Raw genomic sequence first — 22,700 nt, forward strand, 5'->3', positions numbered from 1 at the left:
TCTCTTCGAGATAAAAACGCATCAAGTGTTCATTTTTTATGAACAAACCTAAAAAATGAAAAGAACCTGATACTCCCAGCTTTTGTTTCTCAGGCTCAAGCTCTTTAAATAACTAATGAGTAGTTAAGATTGCATAAATGAAGGAAAATCAACACAATGAGTAGCACAGGTGTCATTATTGGCAAATACTTGTTTCAATCAATCAACGATGAAATTTATTTTAAGTGCGAACAGTGGCTATTTTTACCCATAACACATACGGAAATAACTAACTCTCAACCAGCAAGACGCTACACTGTATACTCCGCACTACCATGCTAATTTGAACAACGAGCTGCTCTCTAAACTGGAAGCCTACACAGGCTTTCTTGCCAGATAATGAGTAACATATTATACATTAATTGATAAAACCAAGAATTATGAGTAATATACTACTCATAAATAGAGTGGAGTCTTCAATGGAAGAGTTAAACATACAAGCTTTTATCAAAGGTGAATGGCTAGATATTGCTATCATTTCATTTCCTAAAAGTGAACAGAACAACTTCCGAGTGACTGAACTCAATTACCTCGGAGACTACGCATTAGAACATCATGAAAAAGATGACCTACACGCCGTATCAATTAACCTGCCTGTATCTTTTTTCTTTGACGACCTGGGGCGGCCTGGATGGCTAACTTTTCTTGATGACATCATGCCAAGTGGGGCAAGCAGACGCTATTGGGTCAAACACCTAGACATTGAAGATCTTTCAATTGATGAACAAGACTATGTTTTACTAAAGTTTGGCACAATGTCGCCTATCGGCAACTTGCGAGTAAAAGACTCTTTACCAGAACGCTATGAAGAGTCAGATACCCTCTATTTTTCTCTAGACGATGTAAAAAACCGCGCAAGTGACTTTTTAGATTATGCTCAACAAAGAGGGGCTGCGGCTGGCGGTGCGACAGGCGCAGGAGGTGAAGCTCCAAAACTAATCTTGCGTTGCTCTAAAGAAATCACAGAGCCAAGTAAGATATGGATCGATCCTTATCAAGATGATAACACCAACCAAGATCTACACTATTTAGTTAAGTTTCCTAGAGGCTCAAGAAACACTGTTGACTGCAATATTCTTCGAGCTGAGTTCCATTATTATCACGAACTCACCGCTATGGGTTTTGATACCATACCAATCCAAAATATGCGATTAGAAGAAGGATTAAACTACCCTTCTTTATGGTTGCCTAGGTTTGATATTCGTTTTAACGAAAAGCAACAGATTGAAAAATTCGGAATGGAGTCTGTCTACTCCATTTTGAATAAGGGTGCAGGCGTTACTCTAGAGCATGAAGCGACGATTAGAACGTTAATTGAAAAAATCACCCATAGTCATATGATGCAAAATCAAGGGTATGACTTTGATGTTCAGAGCTTTGTTGTAGAGTGGGTAAAGAGAGACTTACTCAACATCCTATTTGGCAATAGCGACAACCACGGTAGAAACACCTCATTCTTAAAAGGTGATGGTTATATTAAGTTAGCCCCAATCTACGATTTTGCTCCAATGAAAGCCGATCCAAAAGGTATTCCAAGAACTACAAAATGGAAAGCCCCACTAGAAGTTGGTGGCACTTACAATTTTATCGGTATTGCAGAATCACTGTCTGACCTTGTGCCGAGTGAACTCTTACTGAACGAGCTTAAAGATACCGCAGAAAAATGTCTGGATCTTAAAGAAAGACTGATCGCTCGTGGGGTTCCAGAGCAGATCATTAAAATGCCAGCTATTGGATTAGATCATATCCCTGAAAAATTGAAAAAATGGGGGCTGTTATGAGCAATAATAACAAGTCATCTAAAGAGTCTATAAATGATGTCGTTAATCGTCTCCGACATAATCGCAAACAGATCTCTAATCCTCACAATACAAACAGTGACGACAACGTAAAGGCTGATACTGTTAACCTCGGAGGTCGCACTTATCAAAGGGCATCAAAAAAGACTCTACCTCCAAAAGCAACCGAACGCAGCAGGATAGTAAATCATATAGTTAAACAATTATTGTTCGGCGAACTAACCCAAGGTCAGGCACTGAAAGAACTTCGGATCAATGTGTTAGGTTTAAAGCAAGATGTTTACGCAAGGCTCGTAGATGTGTCCCGAAAAACCCTCTCTGATATAGAGAATGATCGTGGTAACTACAAAACAGACATATTGAATAAAGTTTTCAAACCTTTTGGTCTGAAAGTTGGTCTAATCCCGTCTTCAACGAGTATGCTAAACTCATTGCTCGAGAATAACTGATCACCTACTGATAGCTAACGGTCACAGATTATTTTGCTATGATTTCGTCAGTCCGTAATAGCTAAAGTTATATTTGGACGGGAGTTTAGTTCCTTTTGAAGTAGGAAATTGATGTACCATTTGATGCTACAGAAAATTGGCAATGTTACAAGTAAGTGCTGCATTGCCTGAGGGCTTTCCTGAGCATATCGTGGGCTCAATTTTTGAGAATACTCAGAAAATAATGCTGTAACGATGCTGAAGAAACTTCGACTCGAGAAGTCTTAATCTCTTTGCACCGTCTCTATAAGAGAGAAGGAACAAGGTATATGAAGGAGTATCATTAGACTGGCACTCGTTCAACTTGATGTGATTCTATCCGTCGAGGTTAATAGCAATCAGAGCTTTTAAAGCTTGTTGCTTAGGTAAAATCGTGATGCATTCCCATGCCCGATAACTGGATCAGCCCTTTTTATTATTCATACTAAACTCACCGCACAGTAAATATAAATACAACCCTAACACCTACATATATAAAACTTATATTTAAGTTCATCTAAATATTTTCTATGAAATTAGAAATACATTAACTAATACATCTCATTATCATTGAGAGAAAGTAAGTATAAGTCACTGATAAATATATGTTATATAAATAAACCCCATGTTTAAATCTCATTACATTCCTTTATATTGACATTCATTAACGCAATGCTTTCCAAGCCAAGAATAACATTCACATCCATTTAAATTAAAATAAAAATGTAATGGTTTTCTTTAGTTTTTCATGCTGAAATATATTGGCTATCTTTTATTTTTTAGTGGTTTTTGTCGCTATTTTAGAGTTAAAAATCAATAAATAAATTTTAGTACGTAGTAATTAAAATATTAATATATAAATTAGTAGTATGAAATTAAATAAAATAATCATTGCCATCTTTGTATTGTTTACATCTTATACCCATGCTGTTGAGCTTGAAGTCGTCCTTAAAGATGTCAGCAATGATCACTATCATTTCTATGTAAAACTGGTTGAAGACTCTCATCAACCCACTGGTGTAATGCCCCCCCAAGCAGAGTCATCCATTTCAGCCGCCACTAACAGCGAAAAGATTCGTTATTTAAGTATTTGGAAGGAAAGCCCCCACTGGAAGGTGGCGCTCTTTGATAGCGAAAACACCCACCTATATAAAGATTACATCAGGCTATCTAGCAACAATAAGCTTGACCAGAGTGCTGTACATTACTCAGAGCAAGGTACGTCTCTCACAATTGAGCTAGGTTCCTACCAATTTAAGATTCGAGATTATCTAACCGAACCTGCCGTGACACAGACACTAAAAGAAGTGAAGTCCGATCTTATCCACAATGCTTTCAGTTACCCTTACGCCTCTTATTCAAAGCTCAGTGCTGTCACGGAGCTGGATTCCTACGTAACAGAGCATGGTACAGCCGGTTTATCTATGCCGATCTTCCACAATAATGGCACGGCTCACCTATCCTTTATCGAAAATCGTTATACCATCGAAGGGTTGGATAAACTTAAGTCTGATAAACAGGTGTCAATAAAGACAACCAGCGACTTAACGACTATCGATGTCGATCATGGTCAGTCGATCACAACTTATTTTCTAAAAAGTCAGCTTTGGGTTGATCACAACTCAGGAGTGCTCAAAGCTGATGGCTCAGGGTGGAGTAAGCCCCCCTTTAACGAATATTACCTTTCTTCCATTGGCCAATGTGTGAAGTTAAAAACTTCCTCTGAACCATCTTGTTATCCGATCGTGAGCCTCAACTATGGGCGTCAAGCTAGCCTAGATTCTTTGCCACACCTAGTCGGTTGGAAAGATCAATATCGTTCTGTTCAGCATCAGTTTAATGATATCGGCAGTAAATCGGTAGTAACAGACAGTGAGGTTTCAAACGGCCCTGGCGTTATTTCTGAGCGATTCACTTACAGCGATGAGTCGAGCCACTCCGGTCAACCTCCTCTGATGACAGAGAAGGAAACCATTAACTCAGTAAACAATATCCGAGAGGTGACGCGTTACTTGATCAAGGACGGTTTCGTGGGCTTAGTCAGCGGAATCACTCGCTTTGGTACCATCAATGACACAGAATACCCCCTTTCTGAGACCAAAATAGATTGGAACCCCTCTGCAAGTGGTGATGCTCAAAAAACTAAAGTCGTAGACTCAGTTTCTGGTGTCGATGGTTCTGTGCATGAACAAACCGTCACCAATTATAGTTATGACGCAAAAGGTCGTATCGAAAAGCGTCTCCAGACTACTGAAAACTTCAAGCTTGGAAAGATTGAAGAACAGGTCGTGTATGAATACAGCAAAAATAAAATCAAAGGGAAAAAAGAGCATCTGTCTATTGCCAGCCCAGCTTATGAAAGTGGGCAAAGTGCACTGCAGGTCAAAGATGTTGAATATAAATACAAAAAAAACAAACTGACCCAAAAAACGGTTCGAGAGGGCACAAGTCAGACGCAAGATATCGTCGAAATGGACAGCCACGATCGACTAACCTCTAGAGTGAGGAAAACGAATAACCATTTCATACTCAGAGAGAAGCTTGTTTATCAGGGCGAGCGATTGGTGAAACATATTGGAAAAGATGCATCAAAAGACTACCAATACCTGAACACTGATCGGGGAAGTATCGTAACTACTGCTGTGAACGGTACACAACTTGGCGAGACACATTATGATCCGAATAACCGCGCAATTGCTGTAGTCACTAGCGGTAAAACTGAAAATCTGCAATTTTACTCAATAGATAAGGTGCCTGAGGAACTAAAAAACTGGAAGCAAGCTTGCCCCGCAGATACCACGCAAGTCAGTTACAACCCTTTGCAAGAATCGCTGACATGCATCACCACTCGCGGTGAGTACCAAATAAGAATGGGCTTGGATGGACGACTCAACATCACCCATGATGAACAAAACCAAAGCGCTTCTCCTCACTCATTGTTAAACCGCTTAGATCGACACATTCGTGATTATGAAGCTAACAAGCAGTCAGAAGAACGCTTAGACATTGATTTGCGACTGAATAAAACTTATGCGAACTGGGGCAATACCCAACGTCGTTACTACGATATTACTGGGCTATTGTATCGAATGGATGATGACCAAGGTAATACCGTTCGCTTCACTTATAATATTCAGGGTCAGCAAACGTCGATTGAAATCAATGGTAAACCTGAAACTAAGATCACCTTCACGTATGATGGCCTAGGTAAACGGACGGACAGCGCTACTGGATCTACTGGCGTGGCAAGCAGCTCGGTCGCTAGTACAGCTGCTACACCAGTGGCAAACAACGTTTCGTTGGATAAGCAGAGGCTTAAACAACTGAAAAAGAAATTTAAGCATGCGGTCGATTTTGGTGTAAAAGGAAATTGCAACAGTAAGAATCTCAAGCAATTTGATCAAGCAATTCGCGATCACATTATCGCACCAGGAACGCAAGAGATAGACGGCAGCTATCGAGGTGAAAAGGTCCAACTACACACTGACCCAGCTACCGGTCTGACCGTCATTCTTGAGCCAGACGGTAAGTTTCTCAGCGGCTGGAAACTAAACCCAAAACAACTAGAGTGTGTTTTAAATACAGGTAAACTATGAGTTCGATAGAGTGTTCTAAAAGCTACACATTGTTGATGTCTCGGTTCCTATCAGGTCAACTTACGGGAGCTCAATTTGAGGAACGATACCTAGAGATGTTCAAGAATGAATCGAGACCAATGCCCGAGAATGTCTACCAAGTCCTCAATAGCTTGTTCTATTGTGTCGATGCTTACTGTAGTGATCCGGACTTACGTGATGATGACGATTTGGACGATTCACTTCTCTTAGCTCGTACTCAGGATGCATATGACCTACTGACTCAACATGATAAGTAGCGGTTTAGACACCGTATCCGATAGCTCAAGTGTATTGAGCTATCGGCCAATGATGTTGATTTAAGATAAGCCCGCTAGCGGGCTTTTTTGATGCTTTAGGACTAAGACAACAGCAGAGGTAAGACAACAGAGGCAGGCAATTTTACGTCTATTTTCGGCTAAGGAGCCAAAGCCTGCCGCATAACAAAGCTCATCAGTGTTTGCCTTAACAAGGCTCGTGTGCTGTCGCTGACCAGCTAGCATGACGATAGTCAGCCAAGCATTTGATATCAGGGCAATCTTGATGATTAAAACGCTTGCACTGTTTTGTACGCACACATCGCTCGCGCCTTGTCACTTCCCTCAGCTTCATTTTGCTCGAAACAACGGCGATATGACGCAACGTATTGGTTGAATGCTTCCATTGCATCGTGTTTAGGTTGATTTACCAGCTTTTCAATAAATTGACGCGACCCGACTTCGAAGTGCTGAGTGTCTATCGGCGTATTCCAGTCCCCGCCCCAGATAAGGAACCCGTGGTATGCGAAAAGCTCTGTGACGTCTTCAGCCATGCCTTGACGTTCGATCTCATTTCGAGCTCGAAAACGAGTTCGGTTAATGTAGTTATCTACTGATTGAATCGGTTTAACTGTGATTTTTCCATCTGAGCCAAATTCTAGAAACGGGTTTTGTACCGGGTTGATATCAATGGCAACACCATAAGCATGTTTCGACCAACTAGACCCGCCAGTGATGGAGCGAGCATTGAAAGCACTGCTATTGTTCGCGGCCATAGAAGCAGTATCATCGCCTCGAAATTCACGCATTAAGCGCGCAGAATGAAGCGGAAACTGACGTTTATGTAGCTCGGTGAAAATCCGCTCTACGGAAGGGGCAACAACATCGAACACTATCACACTGCCCTGCTGAGTTTGCCCATCAAAGTTAGTAAAGTCGAAATCAACTTTAGAAAGTCGATCACAGCCTAATGGAGCGCCCTCATTCAACACCCCCTGACTTTTCATCATACTACATTGCCATTCTGAAATAGGGGCGATTTTAGCGTAACCCGTTGAACTCAATAAGGCAGTGAGCAGGCCCACCCAGCATCTTTTCATTTCGCTTTTATCAACGTATTTTCAACCCAAAGTGGGTTTATTCTAACCAATGTTCTGATTAGACGTGATATTTAAAACAGCGGGTTGAGTCAAATTGTGACGCTGACGGCGAAAGGTGTTTTGCTCTAATAGGTAATAGAGGTAACACAGACAATCTATCAAAATACAGAGAGGGACACTCAATAGATAAATTCAATCACTTTCTATTGAGTGTGCATAACATGACTTTACTCAGCCTTCGTTGCCTTTAAAGCTATTCACCGCAGAGGCAACACTTTCTGCGCCAGTGTAGATTTCATCCATGGTTTCTGACACAGTTTGAATCTTTCCGCTCGTTTCCTGAGCCACAGAATTAACGTCGTTCATTGCTTGAGTGACTTCTTTGGTCAAAGACATGTTTTTATTGACAACTTGGGTAATCTCTTCTGTCGACTCAGACGTTCTTGACGCCAATTTTCGCACTTCATCAGCGACAACAGCAAAGCCCCGTCCCTGATCACCAGCCCGCGCAGCCTCAATCGCCGCATTCAGTGCGAGCAAATTGGTTTGCTCCGCAATACTACCAATGGTTTTGACAATTTCAGATACATCATCAGACAGCGAAGCTAGTTCATCGATCTGACTGATCGATGCCGTGAGGTTATCCATCATTTTTTGTGAAATACCTACGGTTTCTTGAAGTACCTGATTGCCGTTCTGCGCAACTTGAGAGGTTTGCAACGCCGTTGAGTGAGCAATGTTTGCCGCTTCTGCAATCGCCATTTCACGAGTAACGTCATCGGTAATATCGGAAGCGAATTTAACGATTTTATACACATCTCCCTTTTCATTGCGAACGGGGCTATATGAAGCTTGGATCCATAGTTCTTCTCCATAACTTGTCTTGCGTAGAAAACGACCAGAAAAAGCCCGACCTTGCGCCAGTTCACGCCAGAAATTAGGATTTTCATGATAAAACTCATCAAAGCAGAACATGCGATGGTGCTGCCCTTGGACCTGCTCTATTGAGTAACCAAGAGCAGTTAAGAAGTTTTTATTTGCATCGATGATCGTGCCGTCAGGCTGAAACTCAATCACCGCAAAATTTTGATGCAGTGCCGCGATAAGGTCTTTATCGGCTCGTGCTTGTTTGACTTTCTCTGTCACATCACTGGCTATTTTTATTACACTAGTGACTGCCCCAGTATCGTTAAGTACTGGGAAGTAGGTCGCCTCAATGATGACCAAATCTCCAGACTTACTGTAACGTTCGAAAGTACCTGATTTCACTTCACCTCGTCCCAGAGATTGCCAGAAATGCGAGTATTCAGAGCTCTGTACGTAGCTTTTGTCACAAAAAATACGATGATGTTTACCAACTAGCTCATCCATTTGATAACCCATCGCTTTTAAAAACAACGAGCTGGCTGTTTTGATGTTTCCTTGAGGATCAAATTCAATCGTGACCAAAGCCTGATTCATGGAGGCGACAATTAGCTGGTAATTCTGCTGTCGAACACGCTTTTGTTCCGCTTCTTCGGTCTTTTTTTCAAATGGCCACATATCTCGATATACTCCCCATATTTTGCATTGTTCAAGTATAGTACCAGTTTAAATTATAGACATATCAATAATGGAGTAGCAGTCTGCCTAGAGCTTTATCGGACTTAAAGCGCAGTTTTTCCTGAAAGTAGAGTGAGAACATTGACTTAAATATGCAACAATGCATATATCAATTAGATTAATATAAATCTAGTAGATCGATACGTAAGGTGTGCATCAATGATGATTTCTTTATTCAGGATTTTATGTGTTCTTAGTCTGTCTTTGTCTTCATTTTATACACTTGCTAATGAACGTTTTCCTTTAGCTCCACCGGACACGAGTAGCCCGCAAGCAACCTATCTCAGCTTCATCCACTTTGTCGAACAAGCCAACCAAACCTTGTTAGAGCTGCCTTCCTTACCGGCAGCAGAGAAAGAAGCGGCCAAACAATCGGTGTATGCTCTCTTCGATAAAGCAATGCAATGTTTTGATCTCTCTGAAGTACCCAAATCGAGCCAGCAACGAGTCGCATTAGAGTCCGTTATGCTGATGAAAGAGATCCTCGATCGCCTCCCAGAGTTTGAAGCTACATCGATTCCCGATCAAAAAAATATCGCCTATTGGCGGCTGCCTCACACTCAATTGATGATCGAAAAACAAAGCGATGGTCAATACTTATTCTCAGCTCAAACTGTCGATAAACTCTATTCTAACTATCAGCTTGTCAAACATTTGCCTAACCGCAACGGGGCAGTGGATGACTTTTATCAGTTTTACTCTCTGAGTGCAGGGAAACTGATTCCACCAGCTTGGTTTGGTTATATTGAAGCCCTCCCAAATGCGTTCATGACAGAGCTTTCTGATCAAGCAGTATGGCAGTGGATCGCATTAGCGATAGTCAGCCTAGTGTTATTTGCTTACGGTTACGCTGTTTATCGCTATCTTGGTAGGACTATATTTACCCCTGTAATAATGGCGGTCGGAATTGGCGTTTTCTTATATTTGATCAGCCACGAAATCAATATGACGGGCAAGTTAATGTCGACTTTAAACGTCTCTGGTGAGCTACTGATCTGGCTTTTAGTGACTCAGTCAGCTTACCTAGTTGGCTACAGAGCTTGCACAATTTTACCCAATCGAAGCGAGAATGCCTCCGAGTTACGCCAAAGCGTGACACAAATTGTAGGGACTCTGGTCGGCTCTGCTTTAGCCGTGTCGATCTTTGGCTATGGCTTAAGCCGTATCGGCGTTCCAGTCTACGGTATCGTCACTGGATTAAGCCTCGGTGGTATGGCTATCGCACTTGCGATTAGACCGACGATGGAAAACTTAATTGGTGGCGTGATACTGTTTATGGACAAATCATTGTCTGTAGGTGACTACTGCAAAATTGGCCAAGTCTCTGGTGTTGTTGAGCGTATAGGCGTACGTTCGACGCGAATTCGAGCTAAAGATCGCACCCAAATAACCATTGCGAATGGCGACTTGGTAAAAATGGAAATCGTCAACTTCACTCGTCGAGATCGCTATCCGTTTAGCACTCAGATAGGTCTGCGATACGAGACGTCTATGCCTCAAGTCGAACAGATTGCGTATGAAATAAAAACGGCGTTTTTGGCACACCCAGATGTACTCGAATCCCCCCTACGAGTCCATTTTTCAGGCTTTGACAAATACAGTTTAAACATTGATGTATTGGCTCATATTGATACTAAAGACAGAAATGAGTTCTTGCAATTACAGCAAGATTTACTGATGCGTATTGAACAAATTGTTAAAGCGAATCAAGCAGAGTTTGCTCTGCCAGCCCAAACGACCTACTTGCAAATGAAATCCAACTCAGTAGAACAAATCCGAGCCGAATCAGAAGCGCTTAGTTAAATTGATTAAAATGAAGCAATGGCGAAAACCACCTCCATTGCTTCATTTCATCCAAAGATATGCGGGCCATACTTGTGCCTCAGGCCTGAATCAATTCGCTCCCCCCCTTTTAGCAAGCAGGTTAGTCACCATTTTTCAATCCGCTCAAAATACCGATGGGCACCCTAACCACTTCCTGACAAGCAACACAATCACTAACACTTTTCTCGACGTCGTCTTTTCATTCACTGCTTATAATCCTTAGTCATTTTAATCATCATAAGTTATCGCCTTGATACTGAGAAAATCATATTTCACATCGCTCAAGAAACACTGGAAACAACGAGCTAAAGCTAAAATCAAAGCCATGCTACTAGGAGGCACACTAGGGCAAAAGAATCCAACACAACGATTGGTCACATCCAGACCTGCGGACATCTGCCACTTGAAGCGCACCCTATGCCACAACCTTGAGCAATATGAAGGAAAAGTACCTCATATGTACCTCGATACCCGCGGGAACGTCACAGTAGGGGTTGGGTATTTAATTGCCGCTACGCACCAGGCTAAAGAATTACAACTTATCCATTCCTCTTCAGGGAAAATAGCAACAAAGTCGGAGATAATAAAAGAGTTCACACAAATAAGGAGGCTTCCTTATGGGCGAAAATATGGTGCAGGTTTTTACCAAAAACACACTGGTCTAATTCTCAGTGACCAAGCCATGCTTAGTATGATGGAGCAGCACATCGAGAACTTTGAGAACGAGCTGTGGGCTATCTATGGAAAAACAAACTTTGAACAGTTGCCAGACAACGTTAAGTTGGCGCTATTTGATATGATCTTTAACTTGGGCATGCCTAAGCTTCAAAATACCTTTGTAAAATTTAACCAACATATTCAATCCGGAAATTTCCGCAAAGCGGCGAAGGAATGTCGCCGCCGAGGTATTTCAGACAAGCGTAATCAGTATGTAAGGTCCCTACTGGAAAACACATAAAAAAAGCGCCCCATTGGGGCGCGTTGCTTACTGTGAGTATAGACGCCGGATAGGCTCAGGTTCAACATAATCAATCAGCTTGTCATTACTCAACTTATCGATTTGCTCCTGAGTGGCCGACACCACCAGCACCTGCTGATTATCGAGTACATCGATAACGTCAATACCGTTCGAATGAAGAAGCTCTCTAGCTTGCTGTTCTTTGCCTTCATGATACTTTACAAAGAATCGTGGTTGCTCTGCCGCGGCCTGTGCAGGCCTATCATCCACTGGGGGAAACGCTGGGTTCCCAGCCATTGCAATGGCAGAGAAAGTCGCGACCAATAGACTGAGAGCGCCAGCACTTGGCAATGACCTTAATATCTGCTTCTTCATACTCACTCCTTATTGAAATGATAGTGTCCAGCTATTGATGCTACCCGTGTCTTGGTTAGCGCTATCAACTGCGTTCAACGTCCAGGTTCCTTTAGATTCAAAACCACTGAAATCAGCTTGGTAAGTCTCCTTGATGTTGTTTGCCGAACTACCCGTATTGTCATGCAGTGTCACCTGCCCCCCCGTCGGTGACGTTAGCGTCACACGAAGGTCACCAATGTAGGTATGACTGATGTCAAGTTCAACCGATACCGTACCCGCATCACCAGAACGTGATACATCCAGTGAGCTCGTAGCACCCACGCTGTTGTCATCTGGAATCACTATAGTCTCTGAGTTAGTAAAGCTTGACGGCGTTTGGTTCCCGGAATCTGCACCATTATGCGTTGCAACCAGAGATGCACCACTGTACGCCGAGTAGCCGTATACCAATACTTCATAGGTACCTGCAGAACTTACGTTCAGTGAACAACTTTCACCATTACCTTGCTCCCATGAGCGGCAATCATGGGTACCTGTACTAGGCGTACCATTGAAACGCACATACATATCCGCATCCCCAGTACCACCACTTAGGTTAAAGGTAGCTTGAGTCGCACCAGCAGGGACTTCGAACGTGTAAATCGTACTCGATTTGCTTCCGCCAGATAACGACGTTTTTGCTACTCCATTCTCAAGAACTTTACTTGGTTCTATCGGGCCATTACAGCCAGAATCTAAATAAGTCTTCGCGGCATCTGCATTCACCAGACCGTAACCTGTACGGTTGTCACGACCTTCAGAATCGATATCTGTTGCCGATGCTGTCAGTGCTTTACGTATTTGTTGTGCCGTACAAGTTGGGTGGTAGCTCCAGACTAACCCCGCAACTCCAGCTACGTGTGGTGTCGCCATAGATGTACCGTTGTAGTACTCGTAGTCTTCACCTTGAGTGGTCTTAACGGTGACCGTTTGACCCAACTGACTTGCCATTTCGAGACCAAATTGACGATCAACGGTAACAGAAACCATACGATAGTCGTCGTTATCATCAAGTACAAATGGGTTCTGTAAACCAGACAATGCTTGGTTACTGTATACGATCGCAGCTTTTGCGCCAGCGCTGTAACACGCCTTAACTGGGTTAATTTCTGGGCGAACCCCTGTGGCTTGATTTTCAATACGCTCAGTCAGACAGATCTTGCCTGACATGTCACCACAGTTGTAGCTACCTGAAGAGATATCACAAGCCGCAAGAGGTGCAGTAACGGTGCCTGCAATTGGATCGGATTTGTATGGATTATTAACATCAGCCGGGACTCTCAGAATTTTACGGTTGTGCGGAACCACACCGCGATCGAAGTTGCTCACTCCATTAATCGTAATATCTGCCAGCACACCTTCACCGACAGTCACCGTTGAAAGCACTGCAACACCTGGCGCTGCGATATCCACTTGATCTGTCGCCTGAGAAAAAGCAGCATGCTGATTTTTGTTGTCCACAGCCGCTACTGACATCACAGAATCGTAAGATGCTGGGTAACTATGCGCTGTATTTCCCGAGTTACCTGCCGCAGCGATCAGAAGAACACCGTCATCGTATAATGATTGAAGTGCATTACGTTCTGTTCTACTCGATTGACTACCACCTAAGCTCATATTGACGACATCAGCGCCGTTATCTGCACAGGTCTGAATCGCCTTCACTAAGCTTGAAGAGTAGCCCCAACCCGCTTCATTAAATACCTTAACGATATGCAGATTCACGTTCTGGTTTGGCATCACGCCTTTGACGCCTTCACTGTTAGCAATCGCAGCAATAGTACCTGCGACGTGAGTACCGTGGGCGTTATTGTTGCCGGGAGCACTCCACGAACCGGTTCCACTATCGTTGGTGCCCTGCACACGGTTGCCACTCAGGTCGTTGTGACTGATGTCGTAACCTGAATCAATGATACACACAGTACGGTTCCCCGCATTGGAGTCATTCAATAGTTGTGCATTGACGGCATTAAAGCCCCAAGGTGTCGTTTCGCTTAATAGGTAGCGGGGAGGATCGACCTCAACATATTCAACTTGGCTATTTTCACGCAGTGCCGACAGATCACCGTCATCCATTTCGACACTGTAAAGCGCTTGGTTACCCAGTTTTTCTACTTTGCTAGCTTTCACTTCATCTAATACCGCTTCACGCGTTTTCGATGGAGCCACTACTGAACGAGCCATTGAGAATGGTGCGGGTGCATCTTCTTTGAACTTGACTATATATTTAGTCGGGAGATCCGCCTCATTAAAGCCTATTGGCGACGCTGCAAACGCAGACGTAGCACCAGCCATAGCCACTGTGATTGACGATAGGACGAACATCCCTTTGGTTTTATTTATCATGTTGTGCATTTGCTCTGATCCTTTTTGAGCTATTATTATTCACTTTATTCTCATGAACAGTCATTCCAATAACTACTCAAGAGAACATTAGCTATAAATTATGCTTATAAAATATCCAATATTTTATAAAATAAAACATTCACAAACAGGCAAAAAATCAACTAAACAACAATTTTGGTTAACATACAAAGGTCAATAAAAAGGCTTAAAAAGCAATTAGTTAATAAGTTAATTTGAATTTATAAATAGATTTATTGAGTATTTATTCTAAAATCAAGCGGCGTTGATAACGGTTTCAGCTAACAAAAGTACCGCACAAATCTAGGAGAAAGCATAAGTGCTAAATTAGTCATTAAGGTAACTAAACAGAGTAACTAGGGCAAAGAAACTTCGCTGATGCTTCATCAAATAACAAATAGCCGCTTCCAACCACGCTCGCTTCCCCATTTGAATAGTTTCTCTGTCCAATGCATATCCTGATCAAAGATTGAAGGCGTAGTTACCATACTCACCAATAACCCGATCATTTAGTTATAGATAGCAAAATCTCGATGAAACTCATCCCATCTGAACTCAATTTTTATTGCAATTTAGTTAAATAGATTTAAAACTCTAATTTATACCGAATCGGTTCTATCGGTTTTATGACGTACTCGAATTAGAGAGGGAAAGTGTTTTGCTTGGTATTATTCGCTTGATTTTGGCTGCGATTTTCATTGTCTTGATGACTCTATTTGCTTTGGTGTACTGCTTGTTCAGCCCAAGAAATCCAAAGCATGTCTACTTCTTCTGCCGTTGGTTTAATCAGTTACACAAACTCATTGGGCTCAAATTAATACAACGTGGCCTAGATAGAGCTCCAACGCCAGTCAATAGCGTATATATTTCTAATCATCAAAGTGTGTACGACTTTGTCACAGCGCCGGGGATGCTCCGCCCAAAAACCGTAACCTTGGGGAAAAAAGATTTACTCTGGATACCCTTCTTTGGCCAACTTTACTGGATTACTGGCAACATACTGATTAACAGAGAAAACAAGTCACAGGCACGCGATACCATCAAACAAGTCGCAGAAGCTATTCATCAACGAGATCTATCCGTTTGGGTTTACCCCGAGGGGACACGCAGCAAAGGTCGAGGGTTACTACCGTTTAAAACTGGTGCCTTCCGCATGGCGATTGAAGCGGGAGTCCCGATTACACCTATGTGTGTCAGCACAACCCATGAAAAGATTAAGCTCAACCGCCGGAGTAATGGTGTCGTGATAACTGAAATGCTTGAACCCATTGATGTATCTGGCTATAAGCTTGAAGATGCTAGAAAGCTCGCAGAGCACTGTCATAACCTAATGGCGGCGAAAATAAAAGAGCTGGACAACGAAGTTGCCCAACTCGAAGCACAAAGCAGTAAGCCGCTCACAGAGGAGCAGCGAGGCCACTAGAGAACGTATTGATCCATCAGCGCGACCATACGGCCAATCTCTGGCTTGGTGATAGTGTCATTCGCACCTAACGCCAGAGCTTTCGTCCTATTGTCATCACTCATCAGCGACGAGAACATCACAATGGGTAACTCTTTGTAGGCTTCGGAGTCACGTAAACGCTTGACCAAGTGCATGCCATCCATACGTGGCATTTCAACATCCGTTACCACTGCATCGACCAACTCAGTCACGGATATCTCTTCTTTTTTAGCCACTTCCGCAATTTCCATTAACTTCTCGTGTGCCTCACCGCCATCTTTACATGCGATGATGTTGTAACCCGCCGAACTTAATGTGTCCTGGATCAAGCTGCGAATAAAGGCCGAGTCATCCACCACCATAACCGTCTTCGCATTACGCTTGGATACCATTTTCTGGTTAAGATCGACGCTTTTATCTACTTTGACATCGTATTTTTCCATGCTTAGCTCAGGGTTGATGTCAGCGATAATCTTCTCAAAGTCTAGGATCATGATCAGATTGCCATCTTTGCGTACTACCGCAACCACACAGTCTTGTTCACCTGCTTCAAGGAATTGGCTTGGGGACTCGACATCATTCCACGAAATGCGATGAATGCGGCTGATGCTATCGATAAGAAAGCCATTCGTCATGCGGTTGAAATCTGTGACAATCACAAACTTCTTCTCCAAGTCGCTACTGGTTGGCACACCTAACCAACCAGCAAGATCCACTAATGGAGTAAGAATGTCACGGGAAGAGAAGACACCGACCATATGTGGCTGAGCATTAGGGTAGTCTGTGGTCTCTGGCACTTGAATTACTTCACGGACTTTAGCAACGTTAATGCCGTAGTAACACGTCTTTTTCGAGCCATCTGGCATCTGTTTGACCAAATGAAATTCAATGATTTCAAGTTCGTTGGTGCCGCTTTCTGTAAGAATTGTACTGCTTGAAACGCTCATAGTTGATTTTACTCATTCCCGGTATTATTCACACTTACGCACATAATTTTAATTTGCGTAGCTACCATTAATCTACCGCCTCGGGTTTTGTATTTTTCGTTGATGCTGAGGCGAAAGTAAAACTATCTCATTTATCAATATAAATACCAGAACAATTCATCAATATAATGGCAAGCTCTTGAGTTGCTCACACTATGATGAACCACTGGTTACCTCTCCTAGTATAAGCCCCGAGTGATGAACTTTCATTAAACCAACAAGAATTGCTTTTTGAGGCTAGCTGCTGTTGGAAAAAAAATACTAGTAAGTGTCTGTATAAACACGTGAACTCTATGTCTACACTACTATAACGGCAACACGAACAAATTGTTGAATCAATTATCACTAAACCAATGTAGAAAGTGAAAACAAAAAAGATCTGGCAGACAGCACTGGGACTTCCCAGTGCCTTGGCTATTAAGATCTGAGCGCCTGTTCTAAATCGGCAAGAATGTCATCAATGTGCTCAATGCCGACTGAAAGTCGGATCATTTCAGGTGAAACACCCGCCTGCTTCTGCTCAGCTTCGCTAAGCTGGCGGTGAGTGGTTGAAGCAGGATGGCAAGCCAGGGATTTGGCATCACCGATGTTGACCAGTCGCTTAAAGATTTTCAGTGCATCATAGAAACGCACCCCAGCTTGGTAACCATCTTTGAGACCAAACGACAGAATCGCAGAGGGTTTTCCCTTCATATACTTCTCGGCCAACGGATAATGCTCTGAGGTAGTCAAGCCTGCGTAACTTACCCAACTTACTTTGTCGTGCTGGTTAAGGAACTCGGCAACTTTGAGCGCATTTTCTGTGTGACGTTCCATACGCAATGATAATGTTTCCAAACCTTGTATCAACATAAAGGCATTCATCGGTGACAACGCAGCACCAGTGTTACGTAATGGCACTGTCCGAGCTCTACCAATGAAGGCCGCTTCACCAAACGCTTCAGTGTACACTACACCATGGTAAGATGGTTCTGGCTGATTAAAAGTAGGGAAGCGGGCTTTATGCTGCGCCCAAGGGAACTTACCGGAGTCAATAATGATGCCACCGAGCGTTGTACCATGGCCGCCAACATATTTGGTCAGTGAGTGCACAACAATATCTGCACCAAACTCGATTGGCTTACAAAGCGCTGGCGTAGCCACTGTATTATCGACGATAACAGGCACACCCTGAGCATGAGCAAGTTCTGCTACTCGCTCTAGATCAATGATGTTACCGGCTGGGTTACCGATACTTTCACAATACACAGCCTTGGTGTTTTCATCGATCAATTCAGCAAGGCTTTCAGGCTTATCGTCTTTAGCAAACTTTACCTCAATGCCTTGATTAGGTAACATATGCGCAAAGAGTGTGTAAGTCCCACCATAAAGCTGTGGTGTAGAAATGATATTATCTCCAGCCTGTGCCAAAGTGAGAATCGCATAGTTAATCGCCGCACTTCCCGCGCTAACAACCAGACCAGCGACACCTCCTTCCAAAGCAGCCATCCGCTTTTCCAACACGTCATTGGTCGGATTCATAATGCGGGTGTAAATATTCCCAGGGACTTCAAGATTAAACAAGTCAGCACCATGCTGAGCGTTGTCAAACTCATAGGCAACCGTTTGATAAATAGGTGTCGCGACAGACTTGGTGGTTGGGTCAGTTTCATAACCAAAGTGAATTGATAAGGTTTCGTCTTTCATATACCTTCCTTGGGCAAGCGAATAAATGTGGAATTAATGTCTTATCAATAAATATCCACGTTGTGTTCAAAACCTAACCATATTGTGAATGTATTCACACTAAACCCTTGAAAACTATGACTGAGAAGATTCTACTAAACACGCCTCTTTGTACCTTTTGTCACCAACTCGACACGGTCAACATAGCGGACCTCTCACTGCTTACGCCAGATGCGAAGCAAATGTGGCAAGACAAGATAGCCCTGTTGCAAAAGCAACTAACAGCGCTGCCACATTTAGCAGGACAAGTGATATTACGTTTACCAATGGGTTTAGAGAGTGAAGAGATTGACGCCGTGGTGCTTTATCGTGGGATCGTATTTGTTATTCAACTTGAACTTGAGAGTAACAGCTATCAGGCGGACTCGATAACCAAGGTTCATCAGTTAGCCCGACAGTTGAAAGATCTCACCCCTCTCAACAAAGCACGGTATATGGTTCCTGTGCTACTAGCGGCAAAAGCAAAGCCTCAGGCTGGGCCATTAGCCGCTTCCCAAGACTTATTGTTTGATACCATGTGTGACTCTAGCGAGTATTTATCTGCGCTGATCGAGCACTTTGCCAACCAGTTTAAAGCAGATGAGATCGATGCTGAAAACTGGTTAGTACAACATTATCGCAGCCTCTAACGTGTCATTTTCTTAACAAAGACCACCACAAACAGTGCCATAGTAAAGCTGCCTAAAAAAGCTTCAAAGGCAGCGATAAACCTGGCGAAACCGACTGGAGAGATATCCCCGTAACCGAGAGTGGTAAAGGTAACCACACTGAAATAGAGTGAATTAAGAAATTCAAACAAGTAGAACTGCCAGCCACTTAGGCCCTCATATATCGGATGTGCCCCTGTTGTATCGAGAAAGAAGTATGCCATAGCGCAGACCAGTATCAAAAAGATAGAAAAACCAACTACACGCATTGGATCTTCACCATAGCCGCAGAACAAATCAACAACCTTAGATACGATTCGCTTGATACTCAGCTTAGGCATTTGATAGCGACGGAAGCGCATCTCTCGTTTAAAGAAATCGCCCGCCATTTCAAACAATCCCTGTTTTTCACACTGTTTCCGGATATTGCGACATACTTCTTCCGCTTCCTGATACAAGGAGGCAGCTTGTTTGTATTCACGCTTTCTGCGAGCCTGCTTGGCCTGCAGCTCTTGCTTGAGGAACTTTCCCCACTCAACATTTTCAAGCTTAGCTCGGCTAAGTTCGGCCCCCAGCAAATTGCAATTATCTAACTTTGCACAATGAAGGTTTGCTCCCAACATCTTGGACTTCATCAAAGAGGAACCACGTAAATCAAGACCGAAAAAATGCGCATCGGTCAAATCCGCGCGGTAAAAGTCCACATTGCGGCATGAAAAGCCTTCTTTACTGCCTCGATTAACCAAATTAATGTCAACCAAGTCTGTTTTTGCCAACTGAAATCCGTCTAAAGGTTTACCCGCTGCGGCCCATTGTTCAACCTTGTCTTTAATCTTATCTTTGCTTTTATCGACTTTGGGATCATGCCAGTAACAAAGTCCTGACTCCCCACACGGTTGATCGCAGCACCAGCCATCAGGATTTTGATAGCTGCATTGGCCTTGTGTAGATTTCATATGCGCTGCCCCATAAGCAAGTCAGCAAACTGACGCTTACTGACTTCATTAAGTGTAGTGGGTGCATATGCTCTCGCAAACGCAATTTACAATTTAATCATTAAGAACTTGTTGTTTCAGCCAACTTTTAAATAGTCGGGTATGGGGATTATCTAGGTGGGTAATAATAAAGTAGCCCGCATTAGCACGGATTGCGGGAAATGGTGCGACCAATCTTTTTTGATAAAGCTCATCTCCTAAAAGAGCCATTCGTGCTAGCGCTATTCCTAAACCCGCTTCTGCGGCAGACATCGCCATATCAGTGCGATTAAAGAAGTGTCCACTATGTGTTTCAAATTTGAGTGCATACTGTTGTGCCCAAAAGTGCCATTCATGGTCTTTGGCAGAATCTTTCCATGGCATAGCATCATGAAGCAGCGTCACTTGTTGCCATTCTTGTGCACTGCCTGACAACTTAAGATGAGAAAAATGACGAAAATACTCTGAACTCATTACCGGAAGCAGAGACTCTTCCATCAAGAGTTCAGCATCGGGTAACTTATAGGGTAGTGGTCCATAATCGATGGCAATATCATAATCTCTGCTATCGCTGTCAACCAAAGCACCTTCCGCAAATGTGTGGATCTGAATGTCTGGGTGGCGCTTTTGAAAATCATCCAAACGTGGCACCAACCATTTGAAGGCCAAAGAGGGGGTCAGTTTAAGCCGTATCTGCTTACTGTCGCTAACATGCGTCAATTTGTAGGTATTTTCCTCGATTGCCAGCAAATGTGGTGTCACTGATTGAACTAGCTTATCCCCTTTTTCAGTCAGACGAATACCTCTTGCATGGCGTTCGAATACGTTAAAACCTAAACGTTCTTCGATTAATTGAATCTGCTGACTGACCGCACCCGTAGTGAGATTGAGCTCACGGGCAGCACTAGTCAGACTGCTGTGTTTCGCGACGGTGCATACCAGATTGATACCATTGAGCAGAACAGACTTCATAAAAGCTTTTAGTTTTTCTATACAGTACTGTTAATTCTTATCGATTGTTAATCAAATGTAAATCCACCATGCTTGGCAAAATCGTTAAATTGAGGGTTTGAGTGTGAAAGTCGTTGTCTTAGGCAGTGGTGTCGTAGGGTTAACCAGCGCTTGGTACTTATCGCAGGCTGGGTGTCAAGTCACGGTGATTGATCGTCAGCCGCGTGCTGCGGAAGAAACCAGTTTTGCTAACGCCGGACAGATTTCCTACGGTTATTCATCCCCTTGGGCTGCACCTGGTGTACCACTCAAGGCGATGAAATGGCTATTAGAAAAACATGCTCCGTTAAAAATCAAACCTAACCTCAGTCCAGAGCTCCTCCATTGGGCCAGTCAAATGCTAAAAAATTGCCAGCTGGACAGGTACCGAATTAACAAAGCCCGAATGCTAGCGATTGCTAATCGTAGCCGAGAGTGTTTAGCGCAGTTAAACCAACAGTATGACCTCAACTATCAGGGGCGCACTCAAGGGACGCTACAAATATTCCGCAACCACAAACAATTAGAAGCCATTGAGAAGGACATTACGCTGCTGGAAGAGAGTGGCACTCGCTATCAATTACTGGATGCCAAGGAATGCCTAATTCAGGAGCCAGGGCTAGCGAATATTCAAGGCACTTTGACTGGCGGACTATACCTGCCAGATGACGAAACTGGAGATTGTTACCTATTTTGCCAGCAACTGCAGGCAATGGCAGAGCACGCAGGCGTCGAGTTTCTGTTTAACACTGAGATCCAGCATTTGAACATCCAAGATAATCAGGTCACCTCTGTCGCGACATTACAGGGTGAAATCGAGGCTGACAAATTTGTGGTGGCAATGGGCAGTTACTCAAAAAAACTTCTGGAACAAGTCGGAATAGACATTCCGCTTTACCCAGTAAAAGGGTATTCGTTGACTTTACCTGTGATCAACCATGACTTTGCTCCGCAATCGACCATCATGGATGAAACATACAAAGTGGCGGTCACACGATTTGAAAATAGAATACGCGTCGCTGGTACAGCCGAGTTGGCCGGATTTGACCCAGCTCTGCCAGACAAGCGACTCGCGACCTTAAATCATGTCGTTTCTAACCTATTTCCTCAAGGCACGGATTTAACTCAAGCAGAATACTGGACAGGCTTCCGTCCAATGACACCTGACGGGACACCCATCATTGGAGCTACCAAAATCGCCAATCTATTCACTAATACTGGTCATGGTACATTAGGTTGGACCATGGCCTGTGGATCAGCCGATATTCTGACAGGGGTAATCACGAGGGCGGATAACCATCAATATAAAGCGCTAAGTACTCATCGATATGAAAAATAGTAGAAATAGCTACAATAAATAAAATTAACAGTACAAAAAATAACCTACCAAACACAGCACACATCTCTAATTGCGCTGTCATTTTAGTCATATCAATTCAATTCTCAGGCAATTCAAAATTCCGCCCCTCAATAACACCAACCGTTAACATTTATTTAGCATTTTGTGCCTAAGC

Annotated in this window: 17 protein-coding genes; 9 read left to right on the top strand and 8 right to left on the bottom strand. The window is 43.2% G+C overall.

Translation table 11 applies throughout. From position 1 onward, the window contains the following. The first annotated feature begins 458 nt into the window (after positions 1-458). The 4 genes from TW84_RS15365 (at position 459) to TW84_RS15380 (ending at position 6,179) form a co-directional block, all read left to right on the top strand. Positions 459-1,820: a type II toxin-antitoxin system HipA family toxin gene (locus TW84_RS15365; protein WP_045976516.1), complete on the top strand. Its 1,362-nt coding sequence runs from the start codon at positions 459-461 to the stop codon at positions 1,818-1,820. Beyond that, positions 1,805-2,287: a helix-turn-helix transcriptional regulator gene (locus TW84_RS15370; protein WP_045976517.1), complete on the top strand. Its 483-nt coding sequence runs from the start codon at positions 1,805-1,807 to the stop codon at positions 2,285-2,287. Before TW84_RS15365 ends, TW84_RS15370 begins: the two co-directional genes overlap by 16 nt. A gap of 887 nt (positions 2,288-3,174) precedes the next feature. Further along, positions 3,175-5,901, top strand: coding sequence for a colicin D domain-containing protein (locus tag TW84_RS24970; protein WP_045976518.1), 2,727 nt, complete (start codon positions 3,175-3,177; stop codon positions 5,899-5,901). After that, a complete protein-coding gene (locus TW84_RS15380; RefSeq protein WP_045976519.1) occupies positions 5,898-6,179 on the top strand; it encodes a colicin immunity domain-containing protein in 282 nt (93 codons plus the stop codon). Before TW84_RS24970 ends, TW84_RS15380 begins: the two co-directional genes overlap by 4 nt. Positions 6,180-6,466: 287 nt before the next feature. Here TW84_RS15380 and TW84_RS15390 read toward each other — a convergent pair whose 3' ends face one another. Both TW84_RS15390 and TW84_RS25200 read right to left on the bottom strand, forming a co-directional pair. Further along, the gene (locus TW84_RS15390; protein ID WP_045976521.1) at positions 6,467-7,276 is read right to left on the bottom strand and encodes a M15 family metallopeptidase; all 810 of its coding nucleotides are present in this window, start codon (positions 7,274-7,276) and stop codon (positions 6,467-6,469) included. A gap of 231 nt (positions 7,277-7,507) precedes the next feature. Further along, positions 7,508-8,818, bottom strand: coding sequence for a methyl-accepting chemotaxis protein (locus TW84_RS25200; RefSeq protein WP_045976522.1), 1,311 nt, complete (start codon positions 8,816-8,818; stop codon positions 7,508-7,510). A 219-nt stretch (positions 8,819-9,037) separates the two neighbouring features. Between TW84_RS25200 and TW84_RS15400 the strand changes: the two genes are divergently transcribed. Next, the gene (locus tag TW84_RS15400; RefSeq protein WP_240478187.1) at positions 9,038-10,681 is read left to right on the top strand and encodes a mechanosensitive ion channel family protein; all 1,644 of its coding nucleotides are present in this window, start codon (positions 9,038-9,040) and stop codon (positions 10,679-10,681) included. A 271-nt stretch (positions 10,682-10,952) separates the two neighbouring features. Further along, entirely contained in the window at positions 10,953-11,660 is a 708-nt protein-coding gene (locus TW84_RS15405; protein WP_240478188.1) for a lysozyme family protein, read from the top strand. Between the two features lie 27 nt (positions 11,661-11,687). Here the strand turns inward: TW84_RS15405 and TW84_RS15410 are convergent, their stop codons facing one another. Both TW84_RS15410 and TW84_RS15415 read right to left on the bottom strand, forming a co-directional pair. Next, positions 11,688-12,035, bottom strand: coding sequence for an ATPase (locus TW84_RS15410; protein ID WP_045976524.1), 348 nt, complete (start codon positions 12,033-12,035; stop codon positions 11,688-11,690). 9 nt (positions 12,036-12,044) lie between these two features. Next, on the bottom strand, positions 12,045-14,411 hold the full coding sequence (locus TW84_RS15415; protein ID WP_045976525.1) for a S8 family serine peptidase: 2,367 nt from the start codon (positions 14,409-14,411) through the stop codon (positions 12,045-12,047). 667 nt (positions 14,412-15,078) lie between these two features. Here TW84_RS15415 and TW84_RS15420 point away from each other — a divergent pair. After that, positions 15,079-15,843, top strand: a complete 765-nt coding sequence (locus TW84_RS15420) for a 1-acylglycerol-3-phosphate O-acyltransferase (protein WP_045976526.1) — start codon at positions 15,079-15,081, stop codon at positions 15,841-15,843. On the opposite strand, the gene TW84_RS15425 is transcribed toward TW84_RS15420, so the two are convergent. Next, positions 15,840-16,811 (bottom strand): chemotaxis protein, encoded by a 972-nt coding sequence (locus TW84_RS15425; RefSeq protein ID WP_045976527.1) that lies wholly within the window; start codon positions 16,809-16,811, stop codon positions 15,840-15,842. The two genes, TW84_RS15420 and TW84_RS15425, sit on opposite strands and share 4 nt — an antisense overlap. Before the next feature lie 456 nt (positions 16,812-17,267). Then, a complete protein-coding gene (locus TW84_RS15430; protein WP_045976528.1) occupies positions 17,268-18,536 on the bottom strand; it encodes an O-acetylhomoserine aminocarboxypropyltransferase/cysteine synthase family protein in 1,269 nt (422 codons plus the stop codon). A 116-nt stretch (positions 18,537-18,652) separates the two neighbouring features. Between TW84_RS15430 and TW84_RS15435 the strand changes: the two genes are divergently transcribed. Continuing rightward, the gene (locus TW84_RS15435) at positions 18,653-19,204 is read left to right on the top strand and encodes a hypothetical protein (protein WP_045976529.1); all 552 of its coding nucleotides are present in this window, start codon (positions 18,653-18,655) and stop codon (positions 19,202-19,204) included. Here the strand turns inward: TW84_RS15435 and TW84_RS15440 are convergent. Further along, positions 19,201-20,178 (bottom strand): ion channel, encoded by a 978-nt coding sequence (locus TW84_RS15440; protein ID WP_045976530.1) that lies wholly within the window; start codon positions 20,176-20,178, stop codon positions 19,201-19,203. The genes TW84_RS15435 and TW84_RS15440 overlap by 4 nt on opposite strands. A 93-nt stretch (positions 20,179-20,271) precedes the next feature. Further along, on the bottom strand, positions 20,272-21,168 hold the full coding sequence (locus tag TW84_RS15445) for a LysR substrate-binding domain-containing protein (protein ID WP_045976531.1): 897 nt from the start codon (positions 21,166-21,168) through the stop codon (positions 20,272-20,274). Positions 21,169-21,271: 103 nt separating this feature from the next. On the opposite strand from TW84_RS15445, the gene TW84_RS15450 reads away from it, so the two are divergent. Next, positions 21,272-22,525, top strand: coding sequence for a D-amino acid dehydrogenase (locus tag TW84_RS15450; RefSeq protein ID WP_045976532.1), 1,254 nt, complete (start codon positions 21,272-21,274; stop codon positions 22,523-22,525). Positions 22,526-22,700: the final 175 nt, after the last annotated feature.

It is taken from the genome of Vibrio neptunius (assembly GCF_000967495.1).
GTDB lineage: Bacteria > Pseudomonadota > Gammaproteobacteria > Enterobacterales > Vibrionaceae > Vibrio > Vibrio neptunius.